We start from the raw sequence: 18,232 nt of genomic DNA on the forward strand, positions 1-18,232 counted from the left end.
AGCGGCGCACGTCCCGAGCCGCAGGCTCGGCCATCACGCCGCAAAACCAGGCAATCGCAGGGATGGCATGGCCCTTGCGGAAGGTCTCGCTCGAAAGCCACCTGCACCTGGAGAGCGATGATGCAACGTACGATGAGGGCCGCGGTCGTTCGGGCGTTTGGACAACCCCTTTCCCTCGAAGAGGTCCCCGTCCCCGTGCCGAGCGCGGGCGAAGTCCTCGTCCGCGTCGTGGCGAGCGGGGTTTGCCATACCGATCTCCACGCGGCGAACGGCGATTGGCCGGTCAAACCCGCCTTGCCCTTCATCCCCGGCCACGAGGGCGTCGGCTACGTCGCCGCGCTCGGCGCCGGCGTCAAAACGCTCAAAGAAGGCGACCGCGTCGGCGTCCCCTGGCTGCATAGCGCGTGCGGCGCCTGCGACCCTTGCATCACCGGCTGGGAGACGCTCTGCCCGTCGCAGCAAAACACGGGGTATTCGGTCAACGGCGGCCATGCCGAGTACGTCGTCGCGCCGGCGGCTTACGTGGGGCGCATTCCGGACGTGCTCGGCTTCGTCGACGCCGCGCCCATCCTCTGCGCCGGCGTGACCAGCTACAAGGGCCTCAAGGAGACGGAGGCGCGTCCGGGGCAATGGGTCGTCGTCTCGGGCATCGGCGGCCTCGGGCACCTCGCGATTCCTTACGCGAAGGCGATGGGCCTGCGCGTCGTGGCCGTGGACGTGGGCGAAGACAAACTCGATCTCGCCCGCGAGCTCGGCGCGGAGATCGCCGTCGACGCGCTGCACGTCGACCCGGCGGCCGAGGTCCAGAAGCAGATCGGCGGCGCGCACGGGGCGCTCGTCACCGCGGTCTCGCCGGGCGCCTTCCGTCAGGCCCTCGGGACCCTTCGTTCCGGCGGGACGTGCGTGCTCGTCGGCCTCCCGCCCGGCGATTTCCCCACGCCGATCTTCGACGTCGTGCTCAAGCGCCTCACGCTCCGCGGATCGATCGTGGGCACCCGCATGGACCTGAAGGAAGCACTGGAGATCGCCGCGCACGACAAGATCCGGCCGACCACCGAGGTGCAGCCGCTCGAGGCGATCAACAGCGTATTCGCGCGCATGGCGGAAGGGACGATCCACGGCCGCGTGGTGCTCGCCCTTCGCGAGGAGGAAAAGGGTCGGGTCAGCGCGCCGCGCTGATCGAAAAGAGCTGATTGACGCAGGGCGCGCCGAAGAGCCCGCCGAAGCAGCTACAGTCCTGGCCCGTGAACGTCATCTGGTAGAGGCCCGTCCACGAGTTCGGCCCGTCGAAGCTCCCGACCAGGCTGAACGTCTCCGTGCATCCGCCGGCGATCGACGCCGAATTGCTGAAATTCCCCGACGGGCAGGTCGTCGCCTGGCCGGCCATCGTCACGGGGTTCGACGGCGACGAGCCGATGATGGCCCCGTCCCCGGCGAACACGAACTTCGAGATGTTCACGCTCACGAGCCCATTGCAGCACGTGTAGCTGATCGGATTGCCGACGATCGTGTACGTCCCGTCGGGATCACACACGGCCGCCTCGATCTGGCAATTCGCGGAGCAGCCGTCGCCGGGGGTCTGGTTGCCGTCGTCGCAGCCCTCGCCGGGGTCGATCGTGCCATTGCCGCAAGGATTGCAGCCCGACGTATCGAACGTGCACATGCTCGTGCACGTCAGCGTCCCGCTGCCGAACCCCTGGGTCACGCACGTCTTCTTGTCGAGGTCCGGGCCGTCGCACGCCTCGCCGAGATCGAGCATTCCATTGCCGCAGAGGCTGCAGCTCGAGGTGTCGAGCGTGCAATCGGGCGTGCAGGCGAGCGTCCCGCTGCCGAAGCCCTCGGTCACGCAGGTTTTTCCGCCGAGGTCCGAGCCGTCGCAGATCTCCTCGTCGTCGAGCGCGCCGTTGCCGCAGAGGCAGACCCGGATGTCGTACCGACAATCGTCGTTGCAACCGGGATTCGCCCCGCTGTTCGGAAAACCGAGGCTCTGGCACGTCGCCGCCACGAGCGGATCGCCCTGCGCGTCGAAATCGCACTTCTCGCCGATCTCCGGCTGGATGACCCCGTTGCCGCAGTCCTCGCATTGCGCGACGTCGAGCGTGCATGCCGCCGTGCATGCCGCCTCGCCGCTCTGGTACCCGAGGGCCGCGCAAGGCACGCTCGCGCCGTCGCACGCCTCTCCCGGCTCGACCACGCCATTGCCACAAACCGGCGCTGCTCCGCCCATGCCTCCCGCGCCGCCCATGCCGCCGGCCCCGCCTGCGCCGCCCATGCCGCCGGCCCCGCCTGTGCCTCCCGCGCCGCCCATGCCACCCATGCCCGCGGCGCCGCCCGTTCCGCCGTTGCCTCCTTGTCCCCCGGCGCCGGCGATGCCGCCTTGCCCGCCGTCCCCCGACGAACCACTCGCCGCGTCGGGCGTCGAGCTCCCTTCGGCGCAAGAAACGAGGCCCAGGCACGCACCCAAGAGCAAGGCTCGCGCGAACGTATGCACGTGTCCCTCCAGGTGCGAGGGTACGGCAATCCGCGCGGGACTGCGAGAGGGATTCGCGCCGTTTCGGGATAACGTGACGCGTCGAGGCTCAGTGTGTCTTCGCGAGCGGCTTCGACATCCGGGAGGTGGCGCGGCAGAAGACGATCTGGTCGCCCTGGGACGGCGGGCAAACGCGTGTTTTCGGCGGCCCGCCTCCGGGGATCGCGTTGTCCGCCTCCCCGTGCTCGCGACGCTGGGTCGGCGACTCCGCATCGGTACGAACGCCCCGATTGATGACCGCGTCCTGGGTTCCTCCCCAGCCGATGCCCATTTCGTGTTGCCAGCTATACGACATCATCGTGCCCGGCTGGAGCGACAGATCGTACGTTCCCGGCGGCACGTCGTTCGCTGCGGGATCCTCCACTTTGCGCGCCTCGGCCCGTTCCCCGGGAGCAACCGCGTGGTCCGCATCCTTGCGCACCGGCCCCATCGTGCCCTCGTCGCAAGGCCCGCTCACCTTGCGCGCGCCGCCTCGCTCCTCGGTTACCGCCTCCCCCAGCTCCGCGGTCACGATCAGCATCTGCGCCCGCAGGGCGTGCTCCTGGATCGACGTCGCGTCGTACGAACCCAGCCGCCCGAGGAGCGCTGCCCCGCCGAGCAGCAGCACGTGGGCGGCCAGGGAAAAACCGTGGCAGAGCACGGGGACGAACGGCTTCACGGGAGGGAGGGGCGGCGGGGTGTCCATGCGTGAGCCTCGGGCGAGCGGCTCGATCGCGGACACCCGCCGCGCGTCCCGGGTTCCCGCATTCTTGCGGCCCCCTCGCGATCCAGGCATCCTGCCGATCTGCTCATGCGCGTGTCCTTCTTCGCCACAGCCATCGCCGTGCCCGCCCTGCTCATCGCCTGCGGCGCTCGCAGCGATCCCGCGGAATTCGATCTGGGGAGCGGCGGCAGCGCCGGCGTGGGCGGCACGGGCGGCACGGGCGGCGGGCCTCCCGTCTGCACCGTCGAGCTCTGCAACGGCGTCGACGACGATTGCGACGGCCAGGTCGACGAGGACAGCCAGAATGCGGGCGCCGATTGCATCGCGGACCTGCCCGGCATTTGCAAGGACGGCACCGTCGTCTGCGCCGGAGGCGCCCTCGCATGCGCCTCGGACGTGTCCCCGAAGCCGGAGATCTGTGGCAACGGCATCGACGAGGATTGTAATGGCATCATCGACGACGCCTGCGTCAAGCCGAACGGTTGCAGCGACGGCACGCGCGAGGGGTTCGTCGACGAGCAACAATTCCCGCTCATCGCCGCCTGCTCGGGCGGATGGAGCGTCCCAGGCATCCACACGGCCCCCGTCCCGCAATGCAATCACGTCACCGGCAACACGAGCCCGAATCCCAACGGAAACGGCTGCAGCGCGGCGGACCTCTGCTCGCCCGGGTTCCACGTCTGCAAGGGCGCGGACGACGTCGCCTCGCACGCGCCCGACGGTTGCTTCGGCGTGGGTTTCACCCCGAACGTCTTCTTCGCCACGGGGCAGGGCTCGACCGGCTGCGGCATCTGTACGCTCGGCACCAACACGGATCCCGACATCTGCAATGGCTGTAGCTGCGGCGGGGACTGCGCGACGACCGAGCTCACGGCGAACGACCTCTTCGGTTGCGGCACGCTCGGCAATTCCAACGACGGCAACTGCGGTGTCTTGGACGTCACCTCCGCCAACGCCTGTGGCGCGCTCTTCGCGCCGTGGCAATGCGGGGGCGGGGATCTTTGCGCCGAGGCACACATCGTCACGAAGCTCGGCCCCGAGGGCGGCGGCGTCCTCTGCTGCGCGGATTGAGCGGAGCGGGGGGCCTTGACGGCGGACCGCGTCCCGCGTTTCATGGGCATCATGCCATCGGGTGGGCCGAGGCTCTGCGTGCTCCACATCTCGGACCTGCATTTCTGCGCGCCCGAGGCGCGCGGCCACTACTGGAACACCGAGGCCACCGAGCTCGCCGTCGCGCCCCACAACCGCCGCGGGCTCCTCGGCAGCCTGCTCTACGACCTGCGCAACGAAGGCCTCGCGCCCGAGCTCGTCGTCGTCTCCGGCGACCTCCTCGACCGCGGCAACGAGACCGGCGTCGAGCCCGTCGTCGCGTTCTTGAAGGCCCTCGCCGAGGGCCTCGGCCTGCCGGCCACGCGAATCGTGATCGCCCCGGGAAACCACGACGTCCTGCGCGGAGGTGATCCCGCGGCCCGGTACGTCCTGTACGACCGCATCCGCGGCGCGCTCTACGGCGACACACGCCCGGCCTTCGCGCCCGATACGCCGCCGCACAAGCGCGTCGATCACCACGTCTTCGAGGACCTCGACGTCGAGGTCGTCGCGTTCAACTCCTGCGAGGAGCTCGAAGCGAGCGCGCAGAAGGAGCACGGGTCCGTGGGCATTGGCCAGCGCGACCATGCGGACGGGCTCCTCCGGCGCACGCGGAGCAACGGCCACTTTCGGATCGCGGTCGTCCACCACCACCTGGAGAGCCCCGCGGGCGTGGGACGCACCGATTACAGCGTCATGACCGACGCAGGCGGCATGCGGCGCTGGCTCGCGCGTGAGCGATTCCAGCTCGCGCTCCACGGCCACCAGCACGTCGATTGGCACGACGTACGCGAGCTCGACGGCTGGTTCCTCGCCATCGCCGCCTGCGCGAGCGCGGGCGTCGCCGAGTATGGCCGCAAGGAATGGGCGCTCCCCATTGCCTACCAGATCCTCGTCGTCGAGGGCCCGACCCGCGGGCGCCGCATTCGCCGCGAATACGACCCGCAAACCATGGAATGGGCCGACGCGGGCCGCGGCGAGGACACCCAGGCCCTCCGGTTCGGCCCTGCGGACGCGGCCGTCTCCTCGGGCTCTCGGCCCGAGCCCTTGCCGAAGACACCTCCGCCCGACGAGCCCTCGCCGCCGAGCCTCACCCGCAAGGGCCGCATCGCCGTCAAGATCCAGCACCTCGAACGCGCGATCGACTCGCACCGCACGACGCTCCGCGTGCAGCTCGTGAGCGTCGGCGCCGCCGTCGTCCTCGGCATGGCGCTCGCGGCGTACCTCTACCGCACGCTGCCCCCGGTCCTCTCGGTATCGGGCGGCTTTGCGCTCCTCTTCGCGGGCTCGATCGGCCTCCCGATGCGGCTCGCGTCGTATCGCGAGGCGATCGACAGGCTGCATTTTTTGAAAGACGGCTACCAGCGTTGCGCGTCGCACCGCGACGACGAGCTCGTGCAGGTGCTCGACGAGCGATTCCACCGGCTCATTTGAAGGGCGAGCCATGACCATGGATGAAAAAGAAAGGTTGGAAGCAGAGCTCTCGGCGCTCGAGGAGCGGGCGCGCTCGCAGCGTCAGAGGAGCATGGTCGTGACGCTCGTCCCCGTCCTCCTGACGGCGCTCGTCGTCGTTTACTTCGCGATCGACATCGCCCGGAAAAACGTGGAGATCTACGACACGCGCAGGGCCAAGGACGAGCTCGATCATAGGCTCAGCGAGGGGCAGGCCAAGCTCGACGAGGTCGAGAAATCGCGCAAGAAGCTCGAAGAGGAGACGCGCCGCCTCGAGGATCGAAAAAAGGATCTCGAAGCCTACCTGCGCAGCCAGCGGGCACCAGCGCCCCCCGCCACCGCCGGGGTGGCAGCGGGGGCGGGCCCCGTCGCCGAGGGCCCCGAGAGCGTCGTGCTGGCCGAGGAGGGCAAGGTCCCCGAAGGATTGCGCCCGACGCCGCGGGCGAAGGTGGTGCAGCGCCCGGGCGCGCAAGGCGGCGCGCTCTTCGACGTCCTCCTCTCGCTCGACGTCCCCGAGGCGCAGAAGGACTCGATCAAGCGCGTGGTGTACGAGCTGAATCCGGTCTTCTACATCTCGAAGAGCGAGCTCATCGGGGGGAGCGCGCCCTCGTTCGAGGCCGCGGCCACGGTCAACGCCTGCAAATCGACCGTCATTGCCAAGATCGAGCTCAACGACGGCTCTCGCATGGAGCTCGATTACGACTGGTGCCGCGCCGACGGATGGCCTCAGAAACGACAAGACAAACAGATCGTCCAGCCTGCCAGCCCGCAAGAGGTCATGAAAAACTTCGAGCGCCTGAGCCCGTCGATCCCCAAACCCCCCGTGGACATGGTGGACCAACCCCCCAGGCCTCCCCGGTAGAGCCCGACCGGACGTTCTCCACCCTCTCCACATCTTCGATTCTTGTCCGTTTTTCCCGCCAGACGATCGACGTGTCCACGTCGAAATCGTCCTGATGAGCGTGAATCGTCCGCGCTGCGTCGCGTCGAAGATTCGCTGCCGACGTGATGGCTGCGTGGAGGTTCGAAATGAAGAAGTACGCGACGATCCTGGCTTTTTGCGCCCCTCTGCTCGGGCCTGTGATGGAGGCGCGAGCGGACGTCGGGATCGACGCGTCGCTCGATGCGTCGTTCCTCGGAAAAGTCCAGATGAGGACGCCCGCGCAGATGCGAGCGCAATGGCAGACGCCCGTCCAGATGCCGCCGCAGGTCCAGACGGCACCCCCGGCGGAGCGGCCCTACGGCCATCGATCGATCCCGCGCCCACAATACGGCCCCGCCCCCACGCCGCGGCGTTACACGAACGTCTACCCCGGCTACACCGAACTCCGCATCGCGCCGGCCTACGGCGGGATCGCCTGGATCTATGACGGCGACACCGTCGTCGGCTCGATCGAGGGGCGCCCCGGTGTCATGTTCGTCCCCGAGGGGCGCGCTTATGGCGTCGTCATGACCCGCGGCGGCCGGAGGGTTTGGCAGGGCCATGTCCAGGCCACGCCCGGCGTCGTGGCCCTCTCCCTCGACCGCCACGGCTCGCCGATCGTCGAGCGCGTCCCGCCGCCGCCCTCGCACGGCGCGTATCCGCCGCCCGCGTTCGAGCTCGAACGGCCCCTCTCGGCCATCCAGTTCCGCACCTCGATCGCCGACATGGAGGCCTTGCAAGACGACCGCAGCCGCCTCGCGTTCCTCGCCGAGGTCTTCGGGAATCGCGCCGTCACGGTCGGGCAAGCGCACGATCTGATCACGCGCTTCGCATTCGAAGAGTCGCGCCTCCGCGCGCTCGAGATCCTCGCCCCGGGCCTCGTCGGTCGCGGCGACGCCTCGCGCCTGCTCGACCCATTCGTCACCTACGAAGCCCGCGCCCGCGCCGCCGCCATTCTCCGCATTCCTTGACTATCCACAATGGCCGCTCGACGTCCCGTCCGGCGGCACGCACGAGAGCCCGAGGGTCGCGCAATCGAGCGTGACCCTCGAGCCGGCCACGCAGACCGAGATCGACGACCCATTGCATTCGTCGATCCCGGGATCGAGCGGCGAGCATGCCTCCCCGGACCGCGCGCACCGCGCGCCCCCGTCCTCCGCGACGCACGCGGCGCCCATCGCCGCGCAATCGAACTCCGAGGCGAGCGAGCCGTCGCAGACGCGCACCCGCGCCTCCTTCGGCGCGCACGACGTCGCGCCCGGCTCGTCGCACGGAAACATCCCGTCCTCGGTCGCGCATTGCGCGTCCGCGCCCTCGGCGCCCTCCGGGCACGTGAGCCCCACCGTATTGCAATTCTTCGCGACCTTCAGGTTCGTCGCCGGATCACAACGCACGTAGACCCCCGACGTGCAGCGCGGCGCCGCCGCGGTATCGGGCAAGCACCCGCTGAGCGCGCATCGCCCCTCGCTCCCGAGCCCGAGCCTGCACTCGCTCCCGGCGCCCCAGTGCGGCGTCACGCAGCGCTCGGCGTACCGGCTCGTGCAATCGACGAGCATCCCCGCGGACGCGCACGCGTCGCCCGCCACGCCCGCGCACCGCGTGTCGTCCTCGCCGAGCGGCTCGACGAAGGCGCACGCGAGCGCCTCCTCGCAGCCCCCGGCCTCGCTCACGCAGCCGAGCAGGCTCGCCTGCGCCGCGAGCCCGAATCGGCTGGGCGGAAGCGGGCCCGCGAGCCACCCGAGGCACGTCGAGAACCGCGTCGCGCTCGCCGGCACGCCGATCGAACGCGCGATGGCCTCGGAGAGCAGCGGACAGCGAAAGACCAGGCTACACGCCCGCGCGCCCTCCTCGATCGAGAGATAACCGGGCAGCGCGCTCGCCTCCGGGGGCACCGTGAGCCCATCGAACACGGTACATCCGAGGAGCCCGAGGAAGAGCCAAGCGAGAAGTTTTCCACGCATCACCGGCGATTGTCGCCGATCTCCCCCGTCCGATACGGATTCGCGTGCAGATCCCATCGCGACGCGGGCGCCTTCGGCCGCGTCGAACCGGTCGAAGCGCCCGCCACAGGCCTCGCCTCGACCGATGGCGCGGCAGCCACCCCGCTCCCGCCCGGCGCTTCCGTGAGCGTCGTGTTCGTCGAGACAACCACGGCCTCCCGCGTCCATGCCATGTGTGCCTCCAGGCCCGCGTTCGCCCGCGCCGGGCTCGGCGCCGCCCGTCGCATCGCGGACGCCGCGAGGAAACCGCCGCCCGCGAGCGCCGCCGCCGAAGCGAGCACCACGATCGCCCGCGACGACCATCGCTTGCGCGGCGCGTTCTCGGTGGCCGCCTCGGACCTCGGTTGGTCCAGAAAAACACGCACCGCCTCTCGCCGCCGCTCGATCTCCGCCGCCCCGAGCCGCGCGAGCATCGCCGCGACCTCGCGCGCGGGCGCCGGCGGGAGCGCGCGTTCGAGCGCCTCCGCGAACGCGGCGGCCGACGCGAAGCGCTCTTCGGGATCCCGGCAGAGCGCCGCTTCGAGCACCTCGTCGACCGCGGGCGAAAGGCCGAGCGCGGCCTCCGACAGCCGCGGGATCTCGTCCGCGAGCACGCCGATCAAGACGTCCGCCTCGTCTCGCCCATCGAAGAGCCGCTCGCCCGTGATCGCCTCGTAGAGCACCACGCCTGCGGCGAACACGTCCGCGCGCCGATCGAGCTCGCGACGCCGGAGCTGCTCGGGCGCCATGTACGCGATCGTCCCCTTCATGATCCCGCTCTTCGTCTGCGTGATGCGCCGCGCCGCCTTCGCCACGCCGAAATCGATGAGCCGCGCTTGCCCGTCCGTGCCGACGAGCACGTTCCGCGGGCTCACGTCGCGGTGCACGATCTCGAGCGGCTCGCCGCGCAGATCCTTCGCCTCGTGCGCCGCGTCGAGCCCGGCGAGCACGTCGAGCAGGATCCGGCTCGCCACCGCGGGCGGCAGCCGCTCGCCTCCGCGCCGGGCCGCGTCGAGCAGCGCGCCGAGCGAGAGCGACTCGACGTACGGCATCACCAGGCAAAGCTCGCCGGACGCGTTTACCACGTCTTCCACCGGCACCACGTTCGGATGCCGCATCGAAGCCGCGACGCGCGCCTCGTCGGCGAGCATGTCCCTGAGGTTCGGCTCCTTCAGCAGATGCGGATGCACGCGCTTCAGCACGACGAGCCGCTCGAAGCCGACCTCGCCCGTCTTTCGCGCGAGGAACGTCGTCGCCATGCCGCCGGAGGCGAGCTCGGCGATCCCCTCGTACGGACCGATCCGCTCGATCGCTCGCGCCATTAGAAGCTCCCCGCGGCCGCGACGAACGCCGGACCTCCGAGCACGGGCGGCGTGATCTTCAGTTCGACGCTTGGGGCTTCGGATCGCCTGACGGCGCCCTTCGCCCCAAACCCCACCTTCACGTCCTTGCCGCGGTCACCCACGAGCCAGATCGATCCGAGCACGCCCGTGATCGCGCCGAGGCCGAGCGACACGCCGATCAGCACGTTCGTGCGGAACTGTTTGTCCCGACCCTCGTAGAGTTTGTCCCAGGACGGCGCCGCGTCGAAATCCGAGCGCGCGCTCAGCGTATCGACCCCCGACCACATCATGAGCCCTGCGCCCACGAGCGTCGCCGCCCCGCTCGCGACGAGCGCCGGCACGAGCCACGGTTTGCCTTCGCGCGGCGCCGTCGTGCTCGTGGGCGTCGGGCGCGGCGCTTTCACGATCGGCCGTGCTGGCTCTTTCGGCGATTCCTTCGGCGTCGAAACGACATTCTCCGCGACGAGCGCCACGCTGCGCACGCTCCCCGCTCCGAGCTCCTCCGTCCGCTGCACCGAGACCCCACGCACGCGCCCTTTGATCACGTGCGTTCCCGGATGCACGTACACGCTCGTCCCTTCGAGCGGCAGATCATCGACCCGCACATCCTCGGCCTCGGGCGCGAACACCTCGATCCGCCCGAGCTTCGTCGCGAGCTCGGCGAGCGCCTTGCCTGCCGCGTCGCGATCCGCCGCGCCTCGAGGCGCTTCGCGCAGATACCGCGCGTACCCGTTCGCCGCGCGCGCGATCTCGCCGGCCTTGTCCCACGACCTCGCCGCGTTCCAGAGCGGCGCCGGGTGCGGGGCGTTTCGGTACGCCTCCTCGAAACGTTCGGCTGCTCTTGAAAAATCACCGGCTCGATACGCGCGTTCGCCCTCCTCGAATGCGCGCGTCGCGGCCTCGCGATCCACCGCCGTGACTGCGCGCTCCTCGGCCTGCGCCGCCGCGATCCCCGCCTGTCCCTGGGCGACGAGGAGCGCGAGCGTGGACACGAGGAGGCCAGCTCTTTTTCGAGAAACGAAGCGGGCGAGAACGCGCATTCCGCGATAAGATACCACGCCTTCCGAGCGCGCCGAGGCTCGCCCCGGCGCAGGGAGCAGGGGTATGACACATTTTGTCCTTCCCTCTCGAGCGACTCGTGTGTCCATCGCCTCCCTCCTCCTCGTGGCGGCCGCGTGCGGCCCTGCCGAGAGCGAGGACGAGAGCGTCGACGTCGAGCAGGCCCTCGACGCGCTCGACGTATCGCAGAACGAAGCGGCGCTCGTCGTCGGCGCGATCGCGCGTGTGGACCCGAAGAGCGTCCATCCCGACCTCGCCGCGGCGAAAGCGGCGGCGACGGCGGGCCTCGTCTTCCGCCCAGCGGACTGCGTCACGGCCACCCGGAAGGATAACACGGTGAAGTACCTGCTCTCCGGTTGCATCGGCCCATTCAAGACGACGAACCTCGACGGGACGCTCGACGTCGTGTACTCGGTCAGCGCGAATGGCCTGCACGCGCTCGCGTCCGTGCGGGATTTGCACGCCTCGCGGGCGATCCTCGACGTCGACTCCGAGGGGTTTTACTCGCTCGACGCGGACGGCGAGACACGGCGGCTCGTGGTCGAGGCGAGCGGCGAGGGCCAGGGCCCGCGCGGGCATCGAATCGAGCGCGCAGGCTCTTACACGGTCACCTGGAATGCCACGGAGAAATGCGTCACGTTCGACGGTGATTGGGAGACCATCGTGGGCGCGCGGGCTTTCCATACCACGGTGAGCGGCCTGGCACGCTGCGCCGGCGAATGCCCCGCGGCCGGCGGCGAGATCGTCCACGAGCGGAAGGCTCTCGACATCCGCATCCGCGTCACGTTCGACGGCAGCGCCCGCGCGACATGGTCGAGCTCGCGTGGCCAGAGCGGCACGATTCCGCTATTCTGCGGCGCGGGAGCATGAACGCGCCGATCATCTCGGCGCCGAGGAGGACATCGATGAGCGAGGTGGCAGAGGAGGGCGACGTTTCGCTCGTCGAGCGGGTCCTCGCGGGGGATCGGAGCGCGGCGGACGCGCTCGTGAAGGCGCACCAACCCGGGATCCTGCGCCTCGTCCGCCGCTATGTCCGGCGCCCCGAGGACGCCGAGGACGTCGCGCAGCGTGCATTCCTCAATGCGTTCGAAAAACTCGCTGATTTTCGTCGCGAATCGAGCTTCCGCACCTGGCTCTATCGGATCGCGGTCCACGTCGCGCTGAACCACGTCCGCGGATCCTCGCGGGAAGGCCCGCTCGCCGACATGGACGATCTGCCCGCATTCACGAACTCCCTCGAAACGAGCCGGCTCGTCGCCGCCGAGGTGTGGGGGCGCGTCGCGCAGCGGCTCGAAGAGCTCCCGCCGAAGCAGCGCCTCGCCGTGGAGCTACGCCTCTTCCACGAGCTCAGCTTCCGCGAGATCGCGGTCCTCGCCGATTGCAGCGAGGACAGCGCGAAGGTGAACTTTCACCACGGCATCAAGCGTCTGCGCGGGCTGATCCCGGATCCGAACGGCTGATCACGCGAGCCTTTCGCCGCCGTCTCCAGGAGGCGATCCCCGCGCCGAGCGCTGCCAAGAGGGCGAGGGCTCGCGGCGCCGATACGAACGAACGACCCGCGTCTGTCGGGACCGACCGTTTGTCTTTCTTTTCCAATACTGGAGCGGCATACGACGCGCACATCCCCGCCACGTCATCCGGATCGAGCGCGCGCCTCGGCGCGTGCCCCGGCACGAGCCCCGCGCGCATCACGGCCGACGGTTGCACGCTGTGCGCGAGCCCCGCCGCGTGCCCGAGCTCGTGGAGCAACACTGTCTCCAGATCGATCGCATCCGCCGGCACGTTCTCCGCGTCGCTCCACCGTCGCGTCGCGTCGAGCTCGATCACCACACGCCTGATTTCCCCGGTGAACTTGTCACTCTCGACATCCGTGTGCGCCGCAATCACCCGGCCGTGACGCCACCCGGAAAGCACGGCCCGCACCTCGATCGGCGCATCCTCCCCCGCGTTCGCTTCGACAAACGAGAACCCGATCGCCCCGCAAGACACGCGCGACCACGTCGCCATCGCCCGGAGCATGGCCCCCCGGCCCCCGTCGGAAAAACCCGGCATGGGTGTGGCAAGACGCACCTGCGCCGGAAGCGAAGTCAAATGAAGGCGCGCGCCGTACTCGGATCGCCCGTGCTCGTAGCCCCAGGCGGGAGGCGAGAACGAAAGGGCCACGAGCATCCCGAGGGATACCCGGACGAACACGAATGCGGCGCGCGCCCAGATCATGCGTTCACTGGCCGATCGCGTCGGCCGCGTCCGCCTCGGCCGCGTCGATGTCCATCGCGCCCGATTCCTCGAGCAGCGCATCGAGCTCCGGATCGGCATCCTGCCCGTCCGCGCTCACGTCACCCTGATCCGGCGGCGCTTCCTCCGCGAAGCCGGCGCACATCGCGAGGTCGCCCTCGTCGGGGTTCATCGCGTCGTTGTTCGGGTTGTCATCCTTGTACGCCGTGCGCAGGCCGTCCTTGTCCCAGCATTCGTGCGCCGTGCCGAGCAGCTTCGGAGCCGGCCCGAGCGAGGCCACGGCCGCCGCGGCGCGCCCGCCTTCGCCGGCCTTCCACAGGATCCTGAGGCCGATCGCCTCCGGGCCCGGCAGATCCGGGATCACGTCGCCCACGCCCACGGCCCGGAACCGGCCGCCCATGCCCACGAGCCGCACGAGATCCGCGCCGTAATTGACCTTCTGCATCTGCGGGTCGTCCCGACGAACCACGTTCACGTAGGCGATACGCCGGCCGCGTTTGTCGCCCTTGTGATTCGCGAACCAGAAATGGACCGACCCGTCCGCGCCCGGAGCATTGTAGAGATCACTCACGTTCGTCAGGTTCACGTGGAACCGACCGCCGCCGGTCTTCGGGCCCTTCTTCACGAAAATGCCCGTGAGCAGCGGCTTCTTCGAGCCGTCCGTGGCCTTGCCCTGCAAGAGGTACCGCAGCCGATCCTGCGTCATGCGTACCGCGGAGAACGTGATCTCCACGCTCTGGATCGTCTTCACCCATTGCGCGTACGCCCGGCCGTCCGCCGTCACGCCCTTGCGCGCCGGCTCGCCCTGCGCCGCCTCCTTGATGAAGCTCATCACCGCGGCGACGTCGCTGCGCGCCTTGTCGCCCTGCTTCTTGCCCTCGGCGAGCAGCGTCGCGGGGTCGCCGATTACCTCCGCGGCCGCGGCCGCGTCCGGGTCCTGCTGGATGAGATCGCCGAGGTCGACGATCTCCTCGTCGGCGATCGGATCGGCCGAGGGCTCGGGCTCGGGATTGCCGCCGCCGCCGCAGCCGGCGAGCGCGAGGGCCGAAGAAAGGACGAGGCTCGAAAGCGTGTAACGAAGCCATTTCATGCCGAGATCTCTCCCTTCGATCCTCCACGCGTGGCGGAGGATCGTCATGCGACCGACGGCGGGACGCGCGCCCCTCCGGCGCGTTCTCTCACCTCGGTCGCGCTTGTAGACACCCCGGCGGGCGAAAGGGAAAATCAGCGCTGCGCGCGGACCTTCACGGCGAAGAGGCCCGGGCCGTCGCCCTCGCGGAGGCCCTCGAAGTTCGCCTCGTACTGGAAGTAACGGGCCCTCGGCACGACGAGCTGCATGTCCGTGGGCGGACCCAGCGTGCCCGTCGGATCGACGAACCAACCGTCGTTCCCGTCCGGGCCCACGAACGAGGGATCGCCGTCCGCGCAGGCCGGGTCGCTGCACGTGCGCACCCGCAGCGCGAGCCGCGCCCCGCCGCGCCGATACATGGCCATGACCTCGTCCGGCCCGAGCGCGCGTTTCCAGATGGCGACCTCGTCGTACGTCCCCTCGGCCTGGTAGCCACCGTTGAGCAGAGCGCCGAGCGCGAAGTTGCTGCCGGTCAGGAAGATGGGGGTGTTGAATGTGGTCCCGAGCGTCGCCTCGGCGATCCCGTCGACGTAGAGCACGACCTGGCTCTGCGCGTGACCCTTCTTGACGGCCGCGAGGTGGTGCCAGTTCCCGTCGTTGATCTGGGTCGTGCCGCAGAATGGCACGCCGTCGGACGGGTCGTCGCTGATCGACTTGAACGTGCCCGCCGCGCGGCCCTCGGGCGAGCCCGAGCCACAGGCGCTGAATGCGTCCCCGTCCGCGCAGCCGAGCCAGAGGTGCGGGCCGCCGAACCCGGTGTCGACGCCGAGGAAGACCTTGTTGACCACGCAGGTGGTGGAGGTCTTGACCCAGAGCGCCCAGGTGAAATCGCCCTCGTCGAAATCGAAGTCGTAATCACCCATGATCGTGTCGATCGCGAGGTGCGTACTGAGTTTGTCCGCGAGACCCTGCCCGATCGGACCCTCCTCGAACGAGAGCGTCGTACCCGCGGGCGCGCTCACGACGGCGTTGCTTTTCCCGCCGGACGTATCCATCGCCGCGGCCCCCGAGGTCAGCGCGCCCATGCCGTCGAGGTGGAGCAAGAGGACATTCGCGGACATGTCGCTCGACCCCTCCGCGTACCCCGTCTCCTTGCCCCGGGAATCCGGCAATGCCTTGATGTACGGCCCGGCCGGGGTCCACGCGAACGTGGTCCAGTCGACGTCCTCGCCCGCGTCGAAGACCCGCGAGCGGAACACGCCGTCATACGCGTCCCCCTTGAGCCGCAATCGCGCTCCGCCCCACTCCATATCCGTGAACGACCCGAGCTCGAATTCGCCCTCGAACGCGTCGTCCACGAATTCGAACGCCCCGTCCGGCAGCTCGATCGGCCCGCTCCCGCTCCCGCCGCCCGACGAGAGCGCGTCGAGATCGACGAGCGCCGAGCAGCCCAGCGTGAGGGAGGCGAGGGGGAAGAACGCCGCGAAAAGGTGCGTCTTCATCAGAAGGCTCCTCGAAGGCTCAAGAATCCGCCGCCGATCGTCGGGGCAAACTCGATGCGGGGCATTGCGCTCTTCTGCTCATCGCGCGACCCCGAGGTAAAATACACGACCGCCGCCGTCCCCAGGAGGACGACCGACGCGGCCGCCGTGATGTCCGCCGCCAGGAATTTCGTTCGAACGGGATCGACATCGGCCGGCGCACAGCGCGGCGCGCACGATTCCTCGAGGTCCGATTTCGCCGAGAGCCCGAGGAGCCCGATCACGCCGGCCGCGCCGAGCCCGAGGATCCCCACGCCGCCGATCACGATCGGCGCGATCGGCACGCCGCTCCCCTTCTCGGCGGGCTTCTCCTCCGGGGCCTTCGGCTCCTTCTTGAACGACGCCTCGATCCGCACGAGCTTGTCGCCTTCGTGCACGATCACCTTGCGGGTCACGGGCTCCGCGCCGTCCCGCTCGAACCGGAGCACGTGCTCGCCGGGATCCATCGGCATGGCCTTGCCATCGAGCCGGTCGCGCACGAGTTTGTCGCCCTCGAACACACGCGCGTCGGCCGTCTCGTCGCCCTTCTCGTCGCGCGCCACGAGCACCACGGTCGGCAGGCTCTTCTCGATCTCGGCGAGCCACTCGGCGCAGTCTTTTTTCACCACGCGCGGGCAGTCGTTTTTCGAGCAGACGAGCGCCGCCTCCTGCGCCGCCGCCAGCTTGCCTTCCTTGCGCAGCGATTGCGTTTGCTCGTACGAGGCCACGCACTCTTTTTTCGTCGTGGCGGAGGCGGGGGCCGCGAGCGGGATCGTCGCCGCGGCCAGGAAAACAAGGGCTCGGGTCTTCACAAACACTCCGGCTTGATGCGGCGGATCCCCTTCGCGTCGATGGTGTACGGAGGGCTGCAGCCGTCCGCGCGGGGGGCCGTTTTACCGCTCGTCGTCGTCGCAGTCGCCGCGCCCTTCGCCGTCGGGCGCGGCGCGGCCGTCGTCGCCGTCGTCGTCGCGACGGGCGTGCTCGTGGTCGCCGCGCTCGTCTCCGGCGGCGCGGGCGCGACCGTGGGCTCGGGCGGCTTTGCAGGCGCGTTCGTCGTCGTCGCCGTGACCGTCGGCGTGACTGGCTGGATCCCTGTCGCTCGCTCCTCGCGGCCTCGATCGAGCCAGAGCACGGCCGCGACGCCGAGCGCGGCGACGAGCACGGCCGACGCGATCACCACGACCGATCGGGGCAGCGCCACCGCTTGCGGCCGATGGGGCACGGCGATCCCGGAGACCTGCGAGGATCGCATCGCCGCCACGCTCCCGGCTTCCACGCTCCCGTCGAGCGACGACAGCGGCGGCGCGTCCGTTTCCGAGAGCGACGCGTTTTCGATCGCTTGCACCTCGCGCGCGCGCCGCGTGATCCCGTCGGGCGCCACCTGCGCGAGCCACTCGCCGACCTCCCACGCGGGCGCCGGCGGCACCGCGGCTTCGAGCGCCATCGCCATCTCCCGCGCGGTCTGGAAGCGATGGGCCGGATCACGCGACAGCCCTCGCATCACCACCGCTTCGAGCTCCGGCGGCACCTCCACGCCGATCTGCTGGAGCGGCGGGATCTCGTTCATCGTCACCTGCGCGATGATCGCGAGCTCGCTGTCGCCGTTGAACAGCCTGCGCACGGCGAGCATCTCCCAGAGCACGATGGCCGCGGCGAACACGTCGACGCGCCGATCCACGGTGCTCCCGGAGCGGATCTGCTCTGGCGCCATGTACGCGTATTTCCCTTTGAGCTCGCCCTCGCGCGTCACCTGGGCGCGGCCCATCGCCTTCGCCACGCCGAAGTCGAGCACGCGTGTCGTCCCGTCGGCGCCGATGAGCACGTTCTGCGGCGACACGTCGCGGTGCACGATCCCGAGCGGCGCGCCTCGCTCGTCGACGGCCTCGTGCGCGGCGTGGAGCCCATGCAGCGTGCTCGCCATCACGCCCGAGATGATCCGGAGCGGCGGCCGCGATCGTTCGCGCTCCAAGTTCTTGAGCACGCGCGCGAGGCTCTCGCCGTGCACGTAGTCCATCACGAGGAGCAGCTCGCCGCCTTCGAAGATCACGTCGAGGATCGGCACCACGTTCGGGTGCTTGATCCGCGCGGCGAGGCGCGCCTCGTCGAGGAACATCGTCGAGAACTCGGGGTCCTTGGCGAACTGCGGGTGCAGCCGCTTGATCGCGACGGTCCGGGCGAACCCCGACGGCCCGAGCAGGCGCCCGAAATGGACCGTGGCCATGCCTCCCGACGCGATCTCGCCGTAGAGGGCGTACCGACCGACCTTGCGCACGCCCGCGTGCCCTCCTGTCATGAGGCCGGTGTCACTCTAACAGACCGCGCCCTTTGGCG

The 18,232-nt window shown here is 69.8% G+C and carries 17 protein-coding genes; 7 read left to right on the top strand and 10 right to left on the bottom strand.

The window, feature by feature from the left end; genetic code table 11:
• The first annotated feature begins 120 nt into the window (after nucleotides 1–120).
• The gene (adhP, locus tag QHF83_RS37865) at nucleotides 121–1,179 is read left to right on the top strand and encodes an alcohol dehydrogenase AdhP (RefSeq protein WP_348980511.1); all 1,059 of its coding nucleotides are present in this window, start codon (nucleotides 121–123) and stop codon (nucleotides 1,177–1,179) included.
• On the opposite strand, the gene QHF83_RS37870 is transcribed toward adhP, so the two are convergent.
• Both QHF83_RS37870 and QHF83_RS37875 read right to left on the bottom strand, forming a co-directional pair.
• Nucleotides 1,163–2,491 (bottom strand): hypothetical protein, encoded by a 1,329-nt coding sequence (locus QHF83_RS37870; protein ID WP_282422927.1) that lies wholly within the window; start codon nucleotides 2,489–2,491, stop codon nucleotides 1,163–1,165. The two genes, adhP and QHF83_RS37870, sit on opposite strands and share 17 nt — an antisense overlap.
• Nucleotides 2,492–2,579: 88 nt before the next feature.
• Nucleotides 2,580–3,215 (bottom strand): hypothetical protein, encoded by a 636-nt coding sequence (locus tag QHF83_RS37875; RefSeq protein ID WP_282422928.1) that lies wholly within the window; start codon nucleotides 3,213–3,215, stop codon nucleotides 2,580–2,582.
• Between the two features lie 105 nt (nucleotides 3,216–3,320).
• Here QHF83_RS37875 and QHF83_RS37880 point away from each other — a divergent pair, with 105 nt between their 5' ends.
• The 4 genes from QHF83_RS37880 (at nucleotide 3,321) to QHF83_RS37895 (ending at nucleotide 7,667) form a co-directional block, all read left to right on the top strand.
• Complete coding sequence (locus QHF83_RS37880; RefSeq protein WP_282422929.1) at nucleotides 3,321–4,304, top strand: MopE-related protein; 984 nt, start codon at nucleotides 3,321–3,323, stop codon at nucleotides 4,302–4,304.
• A gap of 78 nt (nucleotides 4,305–4,382) precedes the next feature.
• Nucleotides 4,383–5,756 (top strand): metallophosphoesterase, encoded by a 1,374-nt coding sequence (locus QHF83_RS37885; RefSeq protein WP_282422930.1) that lies wholly within the window; start codon nucleotides 4,383–4,385, stop codon nucleotides 5,754–5,756.
• Between the two features lie 16 nt (nucleotides 5,757–5,772).
• The gene (locus QHF83_RS37890; RefSeq protein ID WP_282422931.1) at nucleotides 5,773–6,636 is read left to right on the top strand and encodes a hypothetical protein; all 864 of its coding nucleotides are present in this window, start codon (nucleotides 5,773–5,775) and stop codon (nucleotides 6,634–6,636) included.
• Nucleotides 6,637–6,803: 167 nt separating this feature from the next.
• Entirely contained in the window at nucleotides 6,804–7,667 is an 864-nt protein-coding gene (locus tag QHF83_RS37895) for a DUF4476 domain-containing protein (RefSeq protein ID WP_282422932.1), read from the top strand.
• On the opposite strand, the gene QHF83_RS37900 is transcribed toward QHF83_RS37895, so the two are convergent.
• From QHF83_RS37900 to QHF83_RS37910, 3 genes are read right to left on the bottom strand one after another with little or no spacing between them, the layout of a single operon-like run.
• On the bottom strand, nucleotides 7,668–8,657 hold the full coding sequence (locus QHF83_RS37900; protein ID WP_282422933.1) for a hypothetical protein: 990 nt from the start codon (nucleotides 8,655–8,657) through the stop codon (nucleotides 7,668–7,670).
• Nucleotides 8,657–9,997: a serine/threonine-protein kinase gene (locus QHF83_RS37905; protein WP_282422934.1), complete on the bottom strand. Its 1,341-nt coding sequence runs from the start codon at nucleotides 9,995–9,997 to the stop codon at nucleotides 8,657–8,659. The genes QHF83_RS37900 and QHF83_RS37905 overlap by 1 nt, the downstream gene beginning before the upstream one ends.
• Nucleotides 9,997–11,010 (bottom strand): hypothetical protein, encoded by a 1,014-nt coding sequence (locus QHF83_RS37910; RefSeq protein ID WP_282422935.1) that lies wholly within the window; start codon nucleotides 11,008–11,010, stop codon nucleotides 9,997–9,999. The genes QHF83_RS37905 and QHF83_RS37910 overlap by 1 nt, the downstream gene beginning before the upstream one ends.
• 148 nt (nucleotides 11,011–11,158) lie before the next feature.
• Between QHF83_RS37910 and QHF83_RS37915 the strand changes: the two genes are divergently transcribed.
• Nucleotides 11,159–11,947: a hypothetical protein gene (locus QHF83_RS37915; RefSeq protein WP_282422936.1), complete on the top strand. Its 789-nt coding sequence runs from the start codon at nucleotides 11,159–11,161 to the stop codon at nucleotides 11,945–11,947.
• 35 nt (nucleotides 11,948–11,982) lie between these two features.
• Nucleotides 11,983–12,537 (top strand): RNA polymerase sigma factor, encoded by a 555-nt coding sequence (locus tag QHF83_RS37920; RefSeq protein ID WP_282422937.1) that lies wholly within the window; start codon nucleotides 11,983–11,985, stop codon nucleotides 12,535–12,537.
• Here the strand turns inward: QHF83_RS37920 and QHF83_RS37925 are convergent.
• The 5 genes from QHF83_RS37925 to QHF83_RS37945 form a co-directional block, all read right to left on the bottom strand.
• Nucleotides 12,497–13,294, bottom strand: coding sequence for a matrixin family metalloprotease (locus tag QHF83_RS37925; protein ID WP_282422938.1), 798 nt, complete (start codon nucleotides 13,292–13,294; stop codon nucleotides 12,497–12,499). The two genes, QHF83_RS37920 and QHF83_RS37925, sit on opposite strands and share 41 nt — an antisense overlap.
• 4 nt (nucleotides 13,295–13,298) lie before the next feature.
• Nucleotides 13,299–14,402, bottom strand: a complete 1,104-nt coding sequence (locus tag QHF83_RS37930) for a hypothetical protein (RefSeq protein WP_282422939.1) — start codon at nucleotides 14,400–14,402, stop codon at nucleotides 13,299–13,301.
• Between the two features lie 134 nt (nucleotides 14,403–14,536).
• On the bottom strand, nucleotides 14,537–15,883 hold the full coding sequence (locus QHF83_RS37935; protein ID WP_282422940.1) for a LamG domain-containing protein: 1,347 nt from the start codon (nucleotides 15,881–15,883) through the stop codon (nucleotides 14,537–14,539).
• Nucleotides 15,883–16,713, bottom strand: a complete 831-nt coding sequence (locus tag QHF83_RS37940; protein ID WP_282422941.1) for a hypothetical protein — start codon at nucleotides 16,711–16,713, stop codon at nucleotides 15,883–15,885. Before QHF83_RS37940 ends, QHF83_RS37935 begins: the two co-directional genes overlap by 1 nt.
• On the bottom strand, nucleotides 16,710–18,194 hold the full coding sequence (locus QHF83_RS37945) for a serine/threonine-protein kinase (protein WP_282422942.1): 1,485 nt from the start codon (nucleotides 18,192–18,194) through the stop codon (nucleotides 16,710–16,712). Before QHF83_RS37945 ends, QHF83_RS37940 begins: the two co-directional genes overlap by 4 nt.
• Between the last annotated feature and the right edge of the window lie 38 nt (nucleotides 18,195–18,232).

The organism is Polyangium sp. 15x6 (assembly GCF_029960785.1).
Classification (GTDB): Bacteria; Myxococcota_A; Polyangia; order Polyangiales; family Polyangiaceae; genus Polyangium.